Below are 15,212 nucleotides of genomic sequence, written 5' to 3' on the forward strand. Positions count from 1 at the left end.
GGACAGTGTTCACGACACCGGCCCCGCTGGCGGGACCGGTGAAGGAGATCGGCTTAGTTCAAGTGCTCGACGCGGATCCGCACAACCGGACCGACCACGCCCGCCAGCGCTTCGAGGGCGGCGATCGCATCGTTGATGTGCTGCTCCAGCACGCGGTGGGTCAGCAGGATCATCGGCACCAGGCCGTCGTGTTCCTCGACTTCCTTCTGCATGATCGACTCGATGTTGATACCGCGCTCCGAGAGGATGCTCGCCACCTGAGCGAGTACGCCCGGGTGGTCCTTGGCCTGGATGCGCAGGTAGTAGGCGCTTTCGCAGGCTTCGATCGGCAGGATCGGATGGGCCGACAGCGAGTCCGGCTGGAAGGCCAGGTGCGGCACGCGGTTCTCCGGGTCGGAGGTCATGGCGCGAACCACGTCCACCAGATCCGCGATCACCGACGAAGCAGTTGGCTCCATGCCGGCGCCGGCGCCGTAGAACAGGGTCGAACCGGCAGCGTCACCGTTGACCATCACCGCGTTCATCACGCCGTTGACGTTGGCGATCAGACGATCAGCCGGGATCAGCGTCGGGTGTACGCGCAGCTCGATACCGGCGGCGGTGCTGCGTGCAACGCCCAGGTGCTTGATGCGGTAGCCCAGCGCTTCAGCGTAGTTCACGTCGGCGGTGGTCAGCTTGGTGATGCCCTCGGTGTAAGCCTTGTCGAACTGCAGCGGGATACCGAATGCGATCGAAGCCAGGATCGTCAGCTTGTGCGCGGCGTCGATACCTTCGACGTCGAACGTCGGATCGGCTTCGGCGTAGCCCAGCGCTTGAGCCTCGGCCAGCACGTCTTCGAAGGTGCGACCCTTCTCGCGCATTTCGGTGAGGATGAAGTTACCGGTGCCGTTGATGATCCCGGCGACCCAGTTGATACGGTTGGCGGACAGGCCTTCACGGATCGCCTTGATCACCGGAATGCCGCCGGCTACCGCCGCTTCGAATGCCACGATCACGCCTTTCTCGCGTGCCTTGGCGAAAATTTCATTACCGTGAACGGCAATCAGAGCCTTGTTCGCGGTGACCACATGCTTGCCATTCTCGATGGCCTTGAGTACCAGCTCGCGGGCAACGGTGTAGCCGCCCATCAGCTCTATGACGATGTCGATCTCAGGGTTCGTGGCCACTTCGAAGACATCGTTGGTAATCGCAATACCGGTCGTCTGGAACTGAGGCTTTGGCGTGCGCATGGCAATTTGTGCCACTTCGATTCCACGCCCGGCACGACGAGCAATTTCCTCGGCGTTGCGCTGAAGTACGTTGAAGGTTCCGCCACCGACGGTCCCTAACCCACAGATGCCTACTTTGACCGGTTTCACTGTGAACTCCCCATAAAACGGCCGACACGAGGCCGGCCGTGAAAACAACCGCAGGTTCGCGGCTCTCTGTTGATGGCCCGGCAATCCTGCCGCCGGACCACGCTCGTCAACGCCTGAGCATGACGATGCGAATTACTTCGCGCCCAGCGCCAGTTTGGCGACTTGTGGCGCAGGCTGGTAGCCCGGAATGACTTGTCCGTCGGCCAAAACGATGGCCGGTGTGCCGTTCACGCCGATCGACTGACCGAGGGCGAACTGCTTGGAAACCGGGTTCTCGCACTTGGCGGCCTTGATTTCCTTGCCATCGACCATTTTGTCCATGGCGGCTTTCTTGTCTTTCGAGCACCACACGGCTTGCAGTTGCTCGTCACCCGGCGAGCCCAGGCCCTGACGCGGGAACGCCACGTAACGCACTTCGATGCCGCGCTTGTTCAGCTCGGGCACTTCGGCGTGCAGCTTGTGGCAGTACGGGCACGTGGTGTCGGTGAACACGGTGATGTGCGATTTGGTTTCGCCCACGGCCGGGTAAACCACGGTCTCGGCCACCGGGATCGCATTGATCAGTTTGGAAATGCCCAGGCGCTCGGTCTTCTCGGTCAGGTTGACCGGTTTGCCGTCCTTGAGCTGGAACATGTAGCCCTGAACGATGTACTGGCCGTCGGCGCTGGCGTAGAGCACGCGGCTGCCCTTGAGCTTGACTTCATACAGGCCCGGCAGCGGGCTGGCGGTGATGGTGTCCACCGGCACATCGAGCTGGAGGTTTTCCAGGCTTTGGCGAATCGCTTTGTCGGCCGCGTCATCGGCGACGGCAAAGGTGCTGACCAACGCAATGGCTGCGGCGGCGAAAATCTGGGTCAGACGCATGAGAACTCCTGAAGGCGGGCAAATGGAACGATCAGAACGCCCGTGCCGGAACACCGGGTCATAACCGCCCATCGTGCAAACCGGCAAAGCCTACCACATAAGGCTCCCGTGGCCGAATGCGCCTGTCGCAAGACAAATGGCGCTCAGCCGCGCGGGTGATGTTTGGCATGCAGATCCTGCAAACGCGCCCGGGCGACGTGAGTGTAGATCTGCGTGGTCGACAGGTCGCTGTGGCCCAACAGCATCTGCACCACCCGCAAGTCGGCGCCATGGTTGAGCAAGTGTGTGGCAAACGCGTGACGCAAGGTGTGCGGCGACAGCGATTTACCAATGCCGGCGACCTTGGCCTGATGCTTGATGCGGTGCCAGAAGGTCTGCCGAGTCATCTGTTCGCCGCGCTGGCTGGGGAACAGCACATCACTGGGGCGCCCGCCCAGCAACTCGCCGCGGCCATCGCGCAGATAGCGCTCGACCCAGACAATCGCTTCCTCGCCCATCGGTACAAGGCGCTCCTTGCTACCCTTGCCCATGACCCGCAACACGCCCTGACGCAGGTTGACCTGCTCCAGGGTCAGGCTGATCAGCTCGGTCACCCGCAGCCCGCAGGCATAAAGCACTTCGAGCATGGCGCGGTCGCGCTGGCCGATGGCTTCGCTGAGGTCTGGCGCCTTGAGCAGCGCTTCAACGTCGGCTTCCGACAGGGATTTTGGCAATGGCCGACCGAGCTGCGGCATATCCACGCGCAAGGTTGGGTCGACCGAAATCAGTTTTTCCCGCAGCAGGTAGCGATAAAAGCCACGCACACCGGAGAGAAATCGCGCAGTGGAACGGGGTTTGTAGTTCTGTTCCAGACGCCAGGCCAGGTGATCGAGGATCAGTTCGCGACCGGCATTGATCAGTTCGAGGTTTTTCTCCTGCAACCAGCCGTTGAACAGCGCGAGATCACTGCGATAGGCGTCGCGGGTGTTGTCGGAGAGACCTTTTTCCAGCCAGAGGGCGTCGAGAAACTGGTCGATCAGTGGGTGGTCGATGGCAGGCATGGGCGCTCAAGACACGCAGGCTTGGCACTGCGCGCAAATAAAGAGTGAACGGTTGAAATGGCCGCTAGTCTTTCATAGCCCGCTATTTCAAGGAACAGGGAGCTTCAATGAACGAGCAGCAAATTCTGTTGGCTTTCGGTGGTATCGGTGCCGCCGCGCTGGGCTGCCAATGGCTCGCCTGGCGCCTGAAGCTGCCGGCGATTCTGTTTCTGCTGCTGACCGGCATTCTGGCGGGCCCCGTGCTGGGCTGGCTCGACCCGCAGGCAATGTTCGGCCCGCTGCTGATGCCGCTGGTGTCGCTGGCGGTGGCGCTGATTCTGTTTGAGGGCAGCCTGACCCTGCACCTGTCGGAGTGGCGCGAGATCGGCAGCGTCGTGCATCGGCTGGTGACCCTTGGCGCGCTCTCGACCTGGATCGTGATTGCGGTCGCGACCCACTGGCTGCTGGGCTTCGACTGGTTGCTCGCCATCCTCTTCGGCAGTCTGACCCTGGTCACCGGGCCGACCGTGATCGTGCCGATGCTGCGCGTGGTGCGGCCGAAGGCTTCGATCGCCAACATCCTGCGCTGGGAAGGGATTGTAATCGACCCGATCGGCGCGCTGCTCGCGGTGGTGGTCTACAGCTTCATCATTGCCCGCGCGGAAGGCCATGGCCTGGAACAGAGCCTGCTGACGTTTGGCGGGGTGATTGTCTGCGGCAGTGCGTTCGGTGTCGCCGGTGGCTGGCTGCTCGGCACGATCATCCGGCGCCAATGGCTGCCGGAGTATTTGCACAATCTGGCATCGCTCGCCGCGGTGCTGGGAATTTTCATCGCCGCCAACCAGGTCATGCACGAATCCGGTCTGCTGGCGGTGACGCTGATGGGCATGTGGCTGGCGAACATGAAGGGCGTGGACGTGCGGCACATCCTGCACTTCAAGGAAAATCTCAGCGTACTGCTGATTTCCGGGCTGTTCATTCTGCTGGCGGCGCGACTGGATCTGAACGCGTTGATCGGTCTCGGACCACTGGTACTGATTCTGTTGCTGGTGATCCAGTTGATTGCGCGACCGCTGAACGTGGTGTTGAGTACCGCCGGTTCGAGTCTGAGTTGGCGTGAGCGTGCATTGCTGTGCTGGATTGCCCCGCGCGGGATCGTCGCGGCGGCAGTCTCGGCGATCTTTGCGATTCGCCTGGATGAAGCGGGCCATGAAGGTGCGCTGTTGCTGGTGCCGCTGACCTTCGCCGTGATCATCGGCACCGTCGTGCTGCAAAGCGCGACTGCCCGGCCACTGGCGCGTCTGTTGAAAGTAGCGGAGCCGGCGCCCAGTGGTTTCCTGATCGTCGGGGCGAACGGGCCTGCGCGCCTGCTCGGCAAGTCGCTGCAACAGCTGGGCAGCCGGGTGCTGCTGACAGATTCAAGTTGGGAAAACATCCGCGCGGCGCGCATGGATGGCTTGCCGACCTACTTCGGCAATCCGGCATCGCAGCACGCCGATGCGCATCTGGACCTGGTCGGACTGGGGCATTTGCTGGCGCTGTCACCGTCGGGCGAACTCAATACGCTGGCAGCCATGCGCTTTCGTCATGACTTTGGCCATCAGCGGTTGTTCGGGCTGGCCAGCGGTCAGGAAAGCCGGCGCAGCGACAAGCACCGCGCCAGCCTCGAACATCGCGGCAATCAACTGGGGAGCGAGGCGCTGACTTACGCCAGACTCGCCAGCCAATTGGGTCAGGGCGCCGACCTGTACAGCACGACGCTGACGGACGGGTTTGGCTGGGACGATTACCGTGCGTTGCATGGCAACCGCGCAACGCTGCTGTTCATGCGCGATGACAGCGGCTGGGTGCATGTGGTGTCGCCGGAAACCGTGCTAAAGCCGGGGCCGGGGTGGACGCTGGTGGCGCTGATTCAGCCGGAGAATGGCAGCGCCTGACAGATCTAATCGCGGGCAAGCCCGCTCCCACAGTGTCCGTGTCGAACACAAAATCTGTGGGAGCGGGCTTGCCCGCGAATGCCGCGGCTCGGTGCTAAATCAGGTCGCGAAACCCGGCAGCACTGGCACCGGACGCTTGTCATCATCGATGGCAACAAAGCTGAACTGCCCGTGAATGGCTTTCTCACGACCGTCGCAGCTCATGTTTTCGACGAACACTTCCACCTCGACCTTGAGACTGGTGTTGCCGACCTTGATCACCCGCCCGACCAGCTCGACGATGGAGCCCGCCGGGATCGCGTGATTGAAGTCGATGCGATCGGTCGACACGGTCACCAGCGGCAAACGGCAGAAGCGCGTGGCGGTGATGAACGACACTTCGTCCATCCAGGCCAGCGCCGTGCCGCCGAACAGGGTGTTGTGGTGGTTGGTGGTCGGCGGGAAAACCGCCTTGGTCACGCGGGTCACCGAGAGTTCGGTGCGGCGTTCGATTTCTTGCTCGCGAGGGGTCATGGGTCAGGCCTGAAACGGAATGCTGTGGATAAATTGCGGGCAACAAAAAAGCAGCCCGTAGGCTGCTTTTTTCTGCATCGGAAGCTGGACTTAAGCCAGTTTTTCCTTGATGCGAGCTGCTTTACCCGACAGGTCGCGCAGGTAGTACAGCTTGGCTTTACGTACGTCACCGCGACGTTTGACAGCCATGCTGTCGATCTGCGGGGAGTAGGTCTGGAAAGTACGTTCTACGCCAACACCGTTGGAGATTTTACGAACGGTGAACGCACTGTTCACGCCGCGGTTACGCTTGGCGATTACAACGCCTTCGAACGCTTGCAGACGGGAACGATCGCCTTCCTTCACTTTCACCTGAACGACGATGGTGTCGCCCGGGGCAAAGGTAGGGATTTCTTTGGTCATCTGCTCTGCTTCGAGTGCAAGGATGATTTTGTTGGTCATGCTGTGCTCCTAAGGTAAATCGTCTGATCTACCATCGATACGTTGTTAACTATCGTCCCGCTCGCGGATGTATTCCTCGAGCAGCTTCTTCTCTTCTCCAGAAAGCGAGCGGCTTTCCAGAAGATCGGCGCGTCGTTCATAGGTCCTACCAAGGGACTGCTGTAAACGCCAACGCCGGATATGCGCGTGATTGCCACTCAGCAACACGTCGGGAACACGCTGATCCGCATACACCTCAGGTCGGGTGTAGTGCGGGCAATCCAGCAGACCATCCGTAAAGGAATCTTCCTCAGCGGAATCCGCATGCCCTAAAGCTCCGGGCAGCAGTCGTGTAACCGCATCGATCATGACCATGGCCGGCAGCTCGCCGCCAGACAACACATAGTCACCAATCGACCACTCTTCATCGACATGAGCATCAATAAAACGCTCGTCAATGCCTTCATAGCGACCGGCAATCAGGATCAATGCATCCGATTTCGCCAGTTCGCGTACCGCCGACTGAGTCAGTTGACGGCCTTGGGGGGACAGGTAAATCACCTTCGCCGCCTCCCCGGCTGCTGCCTTGGCCTGAACCAGAGCATCTTCCAGAGGCTTGATCTTCATCACCATGCCCGGACCACCGCCAAACGGGCGATCGTCCACAGTGTGATGCCGATCCGTCGTGTAATCCCGCGGGTTCCAACAGGTCAGCTGCAAGAGCCCCTGTTTGACCGCACGACTGGTAATGCCGTACTCACTGATGGCCGAGAACATCTCGGGGAACAGCGTAATGACGTCTACGCGCAGGCTGGCCATTGCTTAGAAGTCCGCGTCCCATTCCACCCTCATCACGCCTGCTTCCAGGTCGATTGCCAGCACGCATTGCTCCGTATAGGGCAACAACCGCTCGCGATCATCCAGGCTGCCGACGCAGGGCTTGACCACCAATACATCGTTCGCGCCGGTCTCCAACAGGTGATCAACCTTGCCGAAGAATTCTTCGTTCTGGTTGATGACACTCAGACCCTGCAACTGGTACCAGTAGTACTCGTCGCCAGTCAGGTTGGGCAAAAGGCTTCGCGAGATGCAAATCTCGTAACCGCTCAGAAGACGTGCTTCATCGCGATCGTCGAGGCCTTTGAGCTTGGCAACCAGATCCTTTTGAGTGGATCGGCCGCTGACCAGCTCGACCTGCTTTACCACGCCTTCGCGCCGAAGCGTCCAGTTGCGGTAGTTCAACAGGTTTTCAATCGGATCGGTAAAGGAAAAGACCTTCACCTCGCCGCGAACGCCGTGAACCGAAAAAATCTTGCCGACAACGATCAGGTCATCAGCTTTTTCTGGCGTCGCGCTCATACTGCTCAGGCTGCAGCCTTGGCAGATTCCTTCAGCAACTGAGCAACACGCTCAGAAGGCTGTGCACCAACGCTCAGCCAGTAGGCAACGCGCTCTTGGTTCACGGACAGACGAACTTCCTGACCACGGGCAACAGGGTTGAAGAAACCAACCTGTTCTTTGTGGGAACCGTCACGCGGGTTGCGGGAGTCGGTTACGGTCAGGTGGTAAAACGGGCGCTTTTTGGAGCCGCCAAGGGCAAGACGGATTGTTAGCATGTGAACATCGTTCCTGTAGTCGGTGCTGCAAATCTAAATGCACAGCGGGCATGGGTGCCCGAAAGGCCGCATATTCTAAGGAATATCCGGACTTTTGCAAATGACTTTTTCCGGCGCCTATGGCATGCCGTGCAGATTTGCATATGGGGCCGTCGTTCAAAACGGCCGGTCAGCTCCCGCCGAGTGCGGGTTTGCTGTTGATCCTGCGTCCTTGCAGGGTCTGCGCCAGTACGACGACCGGCGCGGATTCTAGTGTCCCGCCTCATCCATTTCGCTCACTTTTGGCGAGTGGCTGATGCCCTCAAGCAAGGCGCCGCGACGAGTCATAGCCCGCTATGGCGAGGAGCGGCAACGCAGCATGAGGGCATCAGACGCCGCCATAAGTGAGCAGAATGGGTGAGACGGGACACCTTACATTTTCGGCATGCCGCCGCCGGGCAACATACCGCCCATGCCGCGCATCATTTTCGCCATTCCGCCCTTGGCGGAGAACTTCTTCATCATCTTCTGCATCTGCTTGTGCTGCTTGATCAAGCGACCGATGTCCTGCACCTGGGTGCCGGAACCCATGGCGATCCGGCGCTTGCGCGAACCGCTGATCAGCTCAGGGTCGCGGCGCTCGGCCGGGGTCATGGAGTTGATGATGGCTTCCATCTGCTTGAACTGCTTCTCTGCAGCGTTCTGGGCATTGCCCATTTGCGAGAGATTGACGCCACCGATGTTCGGCAGTTTGTCCATGAGCCCGCCGAGGCCGCCCATGTTCTTCATCTGTTGCAGCTGATCGCGGAAGTCTTCGAGGTCGAAGCCCTTGCCCTTCTTCAGCTTTTTAGCAAGTTTGTCGGCCTTGTCCTTGTCGAGGGTCGCTTCAGCCTGTTCGATCAGGCTGAGCACGTCGCCCATGCCGAGGATCCGCGAAGCAATACGCTCAGGGTGGAACGGATCGAGCGCTTCGCTCTTCTCGCCCATACCGATGAACTTGATCGGCTTGCCGGTGATTGCGCGAACGGACAGCGCGGCACCGCCACGGGCATCACCGTCGACCTTGGTCAGGATCACACCGGTCAGCGGCAGCGCATCACCGAAGGCCTTGGCCGTGTTGGCCGCGTCCTGACCGGTCATGGCGTCGACCACGAACAGGGTTTCAACCGGATTGATCGCGGCGTGCAGCGCCTTGATCTCGCCCATCATCTCTTCGTCGATGTGCAGACGACCGGCGGTATCGACGATGACCACGTCGATGAATTTCAGTTTTGCTTCTTTAATAGCCGCGTTGGCGATGTCGACCGGCTTCTGGCTCAGGTCGGACGGGAAGAACGTCACGCCGATGTCGTTGGCCAGGGTTTCCAGCTGTTTAATAGCAGCAGGACGGTAGATGTCCGCCGACACGACCATGACCGACTTCTTCTTGCGCTCTTTAAGGAAGCGCGCCAGCTTGCCGGCGGTGGTGGTTTTACCCGCGCCCTGCAGACCGGCCATCAGAATGACGGCAGGCGGCACGGCGCTCAGGTTCAAGTCTTCGTTGGCCGCGCCCATCAGGCTTTCGAGTTCGGCCTGGACGATCTTCACGAACGCCTGGCCCGGCGTCAGGCTGCGCGACACCTCGGTGCCGACAGCGCGTTCCTTGACCGAATTGACGAAGTCCTTGACCACCGGCAGGGCGACGTCGGCTTCGAGCAACGCCATGCGCACTTCGCGCAGGGTGTCTTTGATATTGTCCTCGGTCAGCTTCGCCTTGCCGGTGACATGGCGCAGCGTCTGCGAGAGACGGTCGGTTAAGTTTTCAAACATTGCGCGATCCTTTCAGGCCCTGTGTAGACCGGGATAATGGCGGCCCAGACCGGAATCAACATGTGCTCGGCGAGCCTGCGGCGTGGGCAGGTCGCGGATTATAGCGAAGACTGCGTCTGGCGGACACCTTGCTGTCAGCTTGTCGGTCTTTCGTGCAATGGCGGTTCTATGCCAAACTCAGCCCCTTTCGGGCTTGCCTAACAGGATTTATGCTCCCCTTGTCACCGAGTTTGCTGACCACCCTCGCCGCCGCCCTTCTTTATGCCGCTGCGACTCTCTATCAGGGCACCCGCCTGGCCACTGGCGCCAAGGCCAACAAGCGCCTGCTGGTCTCGCTCGGCGTCCTCGCCGTGCTGGCCCACAGCGCCAGCCTGCTCACCCATTTATTGACGCCGATCGGCCTGGGCCTGGACTTCTTCAGCGCCTCGAGCCTGATTGCTGCGGCTGTCATCGCCCTGACCCTGCTGGCCTGCTCGCGGATCCCGGTGGAAAACCTGCTGGTGCTGCTGTTCCCGCTGGGTGCGATCACGGTGCTGCTGGCGCAATTTGCGCCGACCGGCACGGTGCAGGTCATCGATGAAGAACCGGGCATCCTCGCGCACATCCTGCTGTCGATCCTCGCCTACGGCATGTTCACCATCGCGGTGTTCCAGGCCTTGTTGCTGTTGGTGCAGGATCATCAGCTCAAGCACAAGCACCCGTCCGGGCTGATCAAGAACTTCCCGCCCCTGCAAACCATGGAAAGCCTGTTGTTCGGTTTCCTCTGGGCCGGCTGGACTTTGCTGTCGCTGTCGCTGATTTCCGGCTGGCTGTTCGTCGAGAACCTGTTTGCCCAGCACCTGGTGCATAAAACCCTGCTGGCCTGCCTGGCCTGGATCGTGTTCAGCGTCCTGCTGTGGGGCCGTAACCGCCTCGGCTGGCGCGGGCACAAGGCAATCCGCTGGACCCTCGCCGGTTTCTGCCTGCTGATGCTCGCGTATTTCGGCAGCAAACTGGTTCGTGAATACATCCTGCACATCTGACGGGCGGCATAAATGGACGGTTTGCCCATAGGGCCGATGCTCGCGGTATTTGTCCTGCTGATTCTCTGGTCGGGGCTGTTTACCGCCGTCGAAGCGGCGCAACAGCACCTGCTCGCGCAACGCACCGCCTCCCGCGCCAGCGACAAGCCGCTGGCGAAGCTCAGCTTCCCGCTCGACAGCCTGATCCTCTGCAATACCCTGTGCCGCGCCCTGGCCGTCATCCTGGCCACCCTGCTGGCAATCTTTCTCTGTGAAGAAAACGGCCCCTGGGCGGCTTGTCTCGGCGCCGGCGCCCTGCTGCTGGTTTTTGCCGACTATTTCCCTCGCGCCCTCGCCCAGCGTTATCCGGATGCGGTGTTGTCGTTCGGCAATACGCTGCTGGCAGTACCGCTGAAAGTCGTTTACCCGCTTGCCTGGCTCCTCAGCCGCATCAGTGGTTTGCTGATGCGCCCGTTCATCCGCAAGGCCCAGGTGGTGCAACAGAGCGAAGATGATGTGCCAACGGAGCGTCATGACGACCCGGATCATCCGGTGCGCCCGCACCCGGTTTCAGGCATCCATGCGCTGGACAACATCACGGTCAATGACATTCTGGTGCCGCGCAGCGATGTCGACGGCATCAACCTCGACGACCCGATCGAAGAGATCATCGAGCAATTGCGCAAGAACCGGCGTACTCGCCTGCCGGTCTTCCACAGCGATATCAATCAGGTCGAAGCGGTGCTCAACACCCGCCAGATCCGCCACTTGCTGGACAATGGCAGCCTGACCCGCGAAGCCTTGCTGGCGGCCAGTTACGAGCCGTATTTCGTCCCTGAAAGCACCCCGCTGCAACTTCAACTGCTGAACTTCCACAAGCAGCAGCGGCGTCTGGGTATGGTGGTGGACGAGTACGGCGAAGTCCTCGGCATCGTCACCCTGGAAGATATTCTCGAAGAAATCGTCGGCGAATTCGAAAGCGAGCACAGCCTCGACAACCCGCACATCCACCCGCAAGCCGATGGCCGCATGGTGATCGATGGCGCGGCGTCGATCCGCGAGCTGAACAAATGCCTGGGCTGGCACCTGCCCAGCGACGGCCCCCGGACCCTCAATGGCCTGGTGACCGAGGCGCTGGAAACCATCCCGGAAAGCGCGGTCTGCCTGAAGATCGGCCGCTATCGCCTGGAGATTCTCGAAACCGAGGAAAACCGGGTGAGCAAAGTCCTGATCTGGCACACCACTTCGGCTCCGGCGCTGGCCACGGCCCGCTAGACAGCCCCTTGTTCAATCGTTAGCCACCTTCCTATAATCGCGGTGCTTACCCAAGCCCCGCCGAACCGCGTGCTTACCCCGCACCCGACACAATCCGGCCGGTTCATCGGCAATATCCGCATCACACCGACGACTGTTCCTACCTGAAGCAGCGATCGCGCCTCATCCCACATCCCTGGGTGTTCGACCATAATAATTCGCTCCAACGGAGCTCATGACTGTCAGGGATCACCGCATGACGACCAGTACCGCTTACAGCGACACCACGCCTGCCCAACCGACCAACTCCGCCACCCGCGTGGCCACGGCGAGCTTCATCGGCACGGCCATCGAGTTCTACGATTTCTACGTCTACGCCACTGCTGCCGCGCTGGTGATCGGGCCGGTGTTCTTCCCGCAGACCTCCGGCACGGCGCAGATGCTCTCGGCATTCCTGACCTTCGGCATCGCCTTCCTCGCCCGACCTTTGGGTTCGGCGCTGTTCGGCCACTTCGGTGACCGGATCGGACGCAAATCGACTTTGGTCGCTTCGCTGCTGCTGATGGGTGTCTGCACCACGCTGATCGGTGTGCTGCCGGGTTACGACAGCATCGGGGCCTGGGCGCCGATCCTGCTGTGCGTGCTGCGCTTCGGCCAGGGCCTGGGATTGGGTGGCGAATGGGGCGGCGCAGCGCTGCTGGCGACCGAAAATGCCCCGAAAGGCAAACGGGCGTGGTTCGGCATGTTCCCGCAGCTCGGCCCTTCGATTGGCTTTCTGGCTGCCAACGGCTTGTTCCTGACGCTGGCAATGACGCTCAATGATGAACAATTCCGCAGCTGGGGCTGGCGGATTCCGTTTCTGCTCAGTGCGGCGCTGGTAATGGTCGGCTTGTACGTGCGCCTCAAGCTCCACGAAACCCCGGTGTTCGCCAATGCCATCGCCCGTCAGGAGCGAGTGAAAGTGCCGCTGGTCGAGCTGTTCAGTCAGTACTGGGCACCGACGTTGCTGGGCGCCGCCGCCATGGTGGTGTGCTATGCGCTGTTTTACATCTCGACCGTGTTCTCCCTGAGCTACGGCGTATCCACATTGGGGTATAGCCGCGAGACATTCCTCGGACTGCTGTGCTTCGCAGTACTGTTCATGGCAGCCGCGACACCGTTGTCAGCCTGGGCCAGTGACCGTTACGGGCGCAAGCCGGTGCTAATCGTCGGCGGTGTGCTGGCGATTCTCTCCGGGTTTCTGATGGAGCCGCTGCTGACTCAGGGATCGACCTGGGGCGTGGCGCTGTTCCTGTGCATCGAACTGTTTCTGATGGGCGTGACATTCGCCCCGATGGGCGCGCTGCTGCCGGAACTGTTTCCGACACACGTTCGGTATACCGGTGCATCGGCGGCCTACAACCTCGGTGGCATTGTCGGAGCCTCGGCGGCGCCGTTCTTTGCGCAGAAACTGGTGGCGATGGGTGGTTTGAGTTACGTCGGCGGGTATGTGTCTGCGGCTGCGGTGCTCAGCTTGATCGCTGTGCTGTGCCTGAAGGAAACGCGTAATAACGATTTGAATCAGGTTGCCTGATCTTAGATCAAAAGCTTCGCGAGCAAGCTCGCTCCCACAGTGTCCGTGGCCACACACATAATTTGTGAACACCGCCGAACCTGTGGGAGCGAGCTTGCTCGCGATGGACGCGACTCGGTTTACAGCTCTACTACAACAGCCTGGGAAGCACGGGTCGCCTTGGCACGAGCGGCTTCAATCGATTCGTCACGGGCCAGTGCAACACCCATGCGGCGCTGACCGTTCACTTCAGGCTTGCCGAACAGACGCAGCGCGGTATCCGGCTCGCTCAGTGCAGCGCCGAGGTTGGCGAATGCGGTCTGGGTCGACTGGCCTTCCACCAGAATCACCGCCGAAGCGGATGGGCCGAACTGACGGATCAGCGGCACCGGCAGACCGAGGATTGCCCGGGCGTGCAGGGCGAACTGCGACAGGTCCTGGGAAATCAGGGTCACCAGACCGGTGTCGTGCGGGCGCGGCGACACTTCGCTGAACCACACCTGATCGCCTTTGATGAACAGCTCGACGCCGAACAGGCCACGGCCGCCCAACGCTTCGGTCACGGCTTTGGCAACACGCTCGGATTCAGCCAGCGCCACCGGGCTCATGGCCTGTGGCTGCCACGATTCCTGATAGTCGCCCTTCTCCTGACGATGGCCGACCGGGGCACAGAAGGTGGTGCCACCCACGTGACGCACGGTCAGCAAAGTGATTTCGTAGTCGAAATCGATAAAGCCTTCGATGATCACGCGACCTTTGCCGGCGCGACCGCCCTCTTGAGCGTAATCCCAGGCTTTCTGCACGTCATCAACGCTGCGCAGCAGGCTCTGGCCCTTGCCCGACGAACTCATCACCGGTTTCACGACGCACGGGAAACCCAGGTCCTCAACGGCTTTACTGTAGTCCTCGAAGGTGTCGGCGAAGTGGTATGGCGAAGTCGGCAGGTCCAGCTCTTCGGCGGCCAGGCGACGAATACCTTCGCGGTTCATGGTCAGTTGCGCGGCGCGAGCGGTCGGGATCACGGTGAAGCCTTCGGCTTCCAGTTCGACCAGGGTAGCGGTGGCGATGGCTTCGATTTCCGGCACGATGAAATGCGGCTTCTCGGCTTCGATCACTGCACGCAGGGCAGCGCCGTCGAGCATGTTGATCACGTGGCTGCGATGGGCAACCTGCATGGCCGGCGCATTGGCATAACGGTCAACGGCGATCACTTCAACGCCCAGGCGTTGCAGCTCGATCACCACTTCTTTGCCCAACTCACCACAGCCACACAGCAATACGCGGGTCGCGGTCGGCGACAATGGAGTTCCGATACGGGTCATCTCAGGTCCTCAAAGAAGCGGATCATCGAGGAAAGCAACGCCAGACGCGCTTTCCATGGGGAGAAAGCGCGGCATTTTACATGAACCTGAGGGTTTGGCTTCAGCCGGCGACAGCCTGTTTGCGTTCGCGCCAGGCCATGATCAGCCAGACCGCAGTCACACCGGCGAACTTCGAGGCCAGCGCGGTGATGAGCACCGGCGGCGTCAGCAGGTCGATCATGCCGAAGAAGATGAAGGTATCGAGGGGAATGCTCAGCGCCGAGCTGATCCACAAGCGGTCGCGCAACGGGCGCTTGGTGATGGTGAACACCAGCCAGTCGATGCACTCGGAGACCGCGAATGCCGTGGCGCTGGCCAGTGCAATCGACGGATCGGACGTGACATAGGACAGCACCAGCGCCGCCAGCATCGCCACAATCGCGCCGTGGCCGAAGCGGATCTGCACCATGTCGCGCAGCACAAACACCAGCCCACCCCAGGCCGACCAGATGATGTCCAGGTGCGGCGCGGTGGAGAAGGCGAAGTTGATCAGCACGACGCTGCTGATGTAAGCGATGAGGAAAATCAT

15 protein-coding genes are annotated in these 15,212 nt (G+C 60.9%); 4 read left to right on the forward strand and 11 right to left on the reverse strand.

From position 1 onward, the window contains the following. Positions 1 to 53: 53 nt before the first annotated feature. From K5E37_RS01395 to xerD, 3 genes are all read right to left on the reverse strand, one after another. A complete protein-coding gene (locus K5E37_RS01395) occupies positions 54 to 1,358 on the reverse strand; it encodes a homoserine dehydrogenase (protein WP_018926703.1) in 1,305 nt (434 codons plus the stop codon). Positions 1,359 to 1,490: 132 nt separating this feature from the next. After that, entirely contained in the window at positions 1,491 to 2,222 is a 732-nt protein-coding gene (gene dsbC / locus K5E37_RS01400) for a bifunctional protein-disulfide isomerase/oxidoreductase DsbC (RefSeq protein ID WP_007954633.1), read from the reverse strand. A 143-nt stretch (positions 2,223 to 2,365) separates the two neighbouring features. After that, complete coding sequence (gene xerD / locus K5E37_RS01405) at positions 2,366 to 3,262, reverse strand: site-specific tyrosine recombinase XerD (RefSeq protein WP_085729749.1); 897 nt, start codon at positions 3,260 to 3,262, stop codon at positions 2,366 to 2,368. 107 nt (positions 3,263 to 3,369) lie between these two features. On the opposite strand from xerD, the gene K5E37_RS01410 reads away from it, so the two are divergent. Continuing rightward, a complete protein-coding gene (locus K5E37_RS01410; RefSeq protein WP_221532943.1) occupies positions 3,370 to 5,178 on the forward strand; it encodes a sodium:proton antiporter in 1,809 nt (602 codons plus the stop codon). A 99-nt stretch (positions 5,179 to 5,277) separates the two neighbouring features. Here K5E37_RS01410 and K5E37_RS01415 read toward each other — a convergent pair whose 3' ends face one another. The 6 genes from K5E37_RS01415 to ffh form a co-directional block, all read right to left on the reverse strand. Further along, positions 5,278 to 5,691, reverse strand: a complete 414-nt coding sequence (locus K5E37_RS01415) for an acyl-CoA thioesterase (protein ID WP_221532944.1) — start codon at positions 5,689 to 5,691, stop codon at positions 5,278 to 5,280. A 90-nt stretch (positions 5,692 to 5,781) separates the two neighbouring features. After that, a complete protein-coding gene (gene rplS, locus K5E37_RS01420) occupies positions 5,782 to 6,132 on the reverse strand; it encodes a 50S ribosomal protein L19 (RefSeq protein WP_003175895.1) in 351 nt (116 codons plus the stop codon). A gap of 45 nt (positions 6,133 to 6,177) precedes the next feature. Then, positions 6,178 to 6,930: a tRNA (guanosine(37)-N1)-methyltransferase TrmD gene (gene trmD / locus K5E37_RS01425; protein ID WP_007954629.1), complete on the reverse strand. Its 753-nt coding sequence runs from the start codon at positions 6,928 to 6,930 to the stop codon at positions 6,178 to 6,180. 3 nt (positions 6,931 to 6,933) lie between these two features. Further along, a complete protein-coding gene (gene rimM / locus K5E37_RS01430) occupies positions 6,934 to 7,470 on the reverse strand; it encodes a ribosome maturation factor RimM (protein ID WP_007954628.1) in 537 nt (178 codons plus the stop codon). A gap of 5 nt (positions 7,471 to 7,475) precedes the next feature. Beyond that, positions 7,476 to 7,727, reverse strand: coding sequence for a 30S ribosomal protein S16 (gene rpsP / locus K5E37_RS01435; RefSeq protein ID WP_003198088.1), 252 nt, complete (start codon positions 7,725 to 7,727; stop codon positions 7,476 to 7,478). A gap of 411 nt (positions 7,728 to 8,138) precedes the next feature. Next, positions 8,139 to 9,515: a signal recognition particle protein gene (ffh, locus tag K5E37_RS01440; RefSeq protein ID WP_007954627.1), complete on the reverse strand. Its 1,377-nt coding sequence runs from the start codon at positions 9,513 to 9,515 to the stop codon at positions 8,139 to 8,141. A 209-nt stretch (positions 9,516 to 9,724) separates the two neighbouring features. On the opposite strand from ffh, the gene K5E37_RS01445 reads away from it, so the two are divergent. The 3 genes from K5E37_RS01445 (at position 9,725) to K5E37_RS01455 (ending at position 13,343) form a co-directional block, all read left to right on the forward strand. Further along, positions 9,725 to 10,537, forward strand: coding sequence for an inner membrane protein YpjD (locus tag K5E37_RS01445; RefSeq protein WP_007954625.1), 813 nt, complete (start codon positions 9,725 to 9,727; stop codon positions 10,535 to 10,537). A gap of 12 nt (positions 10,538 to 10,549) precedes the next feature. Beyond that, on the forward strand, positions 10,550 to 11,791 hold the full coding sequence (locus tag K5E37_RS01450) for a transporter associated domain-containing protein (RefSeq protein ID WP_085609289.1): 1,242 nt from the start codon (positions 10,550 to 10,552) through the stop codon (positions 11,789 to 11,791). A gap of 235 nt (positions 11,792 to 12,026) precedes the next feature. Continuing rightward, positions 12,027 to 13,343 (forward strand): MFS transporter, encoded by a 1,317-nt coding sequence (locus tag K5E37_RS01455; RefSeq protein ID WP_085609287.1) that lies wholly within the window; start codon positions 12,027 to 12,029, stop codon positions 13,341 to 13,343. Between the two features lie 119 nt (positions 13,344 to 13,462). Here K5E37_RS01455 and purT read toward each other — a convergent pair whose 3' ends face one another. Continuing rightward, positions 13,463 to 14,644, reverse strand: coding sequence for a formate-dependent phosphoribosylglycinamide formyltransferase (purT, locus tag K5E37_RS01460; RefSeq protein WP_064382418.1), 1,182 nt, complete (start codon positions 14,642 to 14,644; stop codon positions 13,463 to 13,465). 100 nt (positions 14,645 to 14,744) lie between these two features. Then, positions 14,745 to 15,212: a preQ0 transporter gene (locus K5E37_RS01465; RefSeq protein WP_007954619.1), complete on the reverse strand. Its 468-nt coding sequence runs from the start codon at positions 15,210 to 15,212 to the stop codon at positions 14,745 to 14,747.

Source organism: Pseudomonas sp. RIT778, from assembly GCF_019718735.1.
Lineage (GTDB): Bacteria > Pseudomonadota > Gammaproteobacteria > Pseudomonadales > Pseudomonadaceae > Aquipseudomonas > Aquipseudomonas aphyarum.

What these genes read in the sequence shown, in the direction of transcription:
- K5E37_RS01455 (WP_085609287.1), top strand. Translation starts at nt 12,027, where the DNA reads ATGACGACCAGTACCGCTTACAGCGACACCACGCCTGCCCAACCGACC.
- K5E37_RS01410 (WP_221532943.1), top strand. Translation starts at nt 3,370, where the DNA reads ATGAACGAGCAGCAAATTCTGTTGGCTTTCGGTGGTATCGGTGCCGCC.
- rplS (WP_003175895.1), bottom strand. Translation starts at nt 6,132, where the DNA reads ATGACCAACAAAATCATCCTTGCACTCGAAGCAGAGCAGATGACCAAA.
- trmD (WP_007954629.1), bottom strand. Translation starts at nt 6,930, where the DNA reads ATGGCCAGCCTGCGCGTAGACGTCATTACGCTGTTCCCCGAGATGTTC.
- xerD (WP_085729749.1), bottom strand. Translation starts at nt 3,262, where the DNA reads ATGCCTGCCATCGACCACCCACTGATCGACCAGTTTCTCGACGCCCTC.
- ffh (WP_007954627.1), bottom strand. Translation starts at nt 9,515, where the DNA reads ATGTTTGAAAACTTAACCGACCGTCTCTCGCAGACGCTGCGCCATGTC.
- K5E37_RS01415 (WP_221532944.1), bottom strand. Translation starts at nt 5,691, where the DNA reads ATGACCCCTCGCGAGCAAGAAATCGAACGCCGCACCGAACTCTCGGTG.
- purT (WP_064382418.1), bottom strand. Translation starts at nt 14,644, where the DNA reads ATGACCCGTATCGGAACTCCATTGTCGCCGACCGCGACCCGCGTATTG.
- rimM (WP_007954628.1), bottom strand. Translation starts at nt 7,470, where the DNA reads ATGAGCGCGACGCCAGAAAAAGCTGATGACCTGATCGTTGTCGGCAAG.
- rpsP (WP_003198088.1), bottom strand. Translation starts at nt 7,727, where the DNA reads ATGCTAACAATCCGTCTTGCCCTTGGCGGCTCCAAAAAGCGCCCGTTT.
- dsbC (WP_007954633.1), bottom strand. Translation starts at nt 2,222, where the DNA reads ATGCGTCTGACCCAGATTTTCGCCGCCGCAGCCATTGCGTTGGTCAGC.
- K5E37_RS01465 (WP_007954619.1), bottom strand. Translation starts at nt 15,212, where the DNA reads ATGATTTTCCTCATCGCTTACATCAGCAGCGTCGTGCTGATCAACTTC.
- K5E37_RS01450 (WP_085609289.1), top strand. Translation starts at nt 10,550, where the DNA reads ATGGACGGTTTGCCCATAGGGCCGATGCTCGCGGTATTTGTCCTGCTG.
- K5E37_RS01445 (WP_007954625.1), top strand. Translation starts at nt 9,725, where the DNA reads ATGCTCCCCTTGTCACCGAGTTTGCTGACCACCCTCGCCGCCGCCCTT.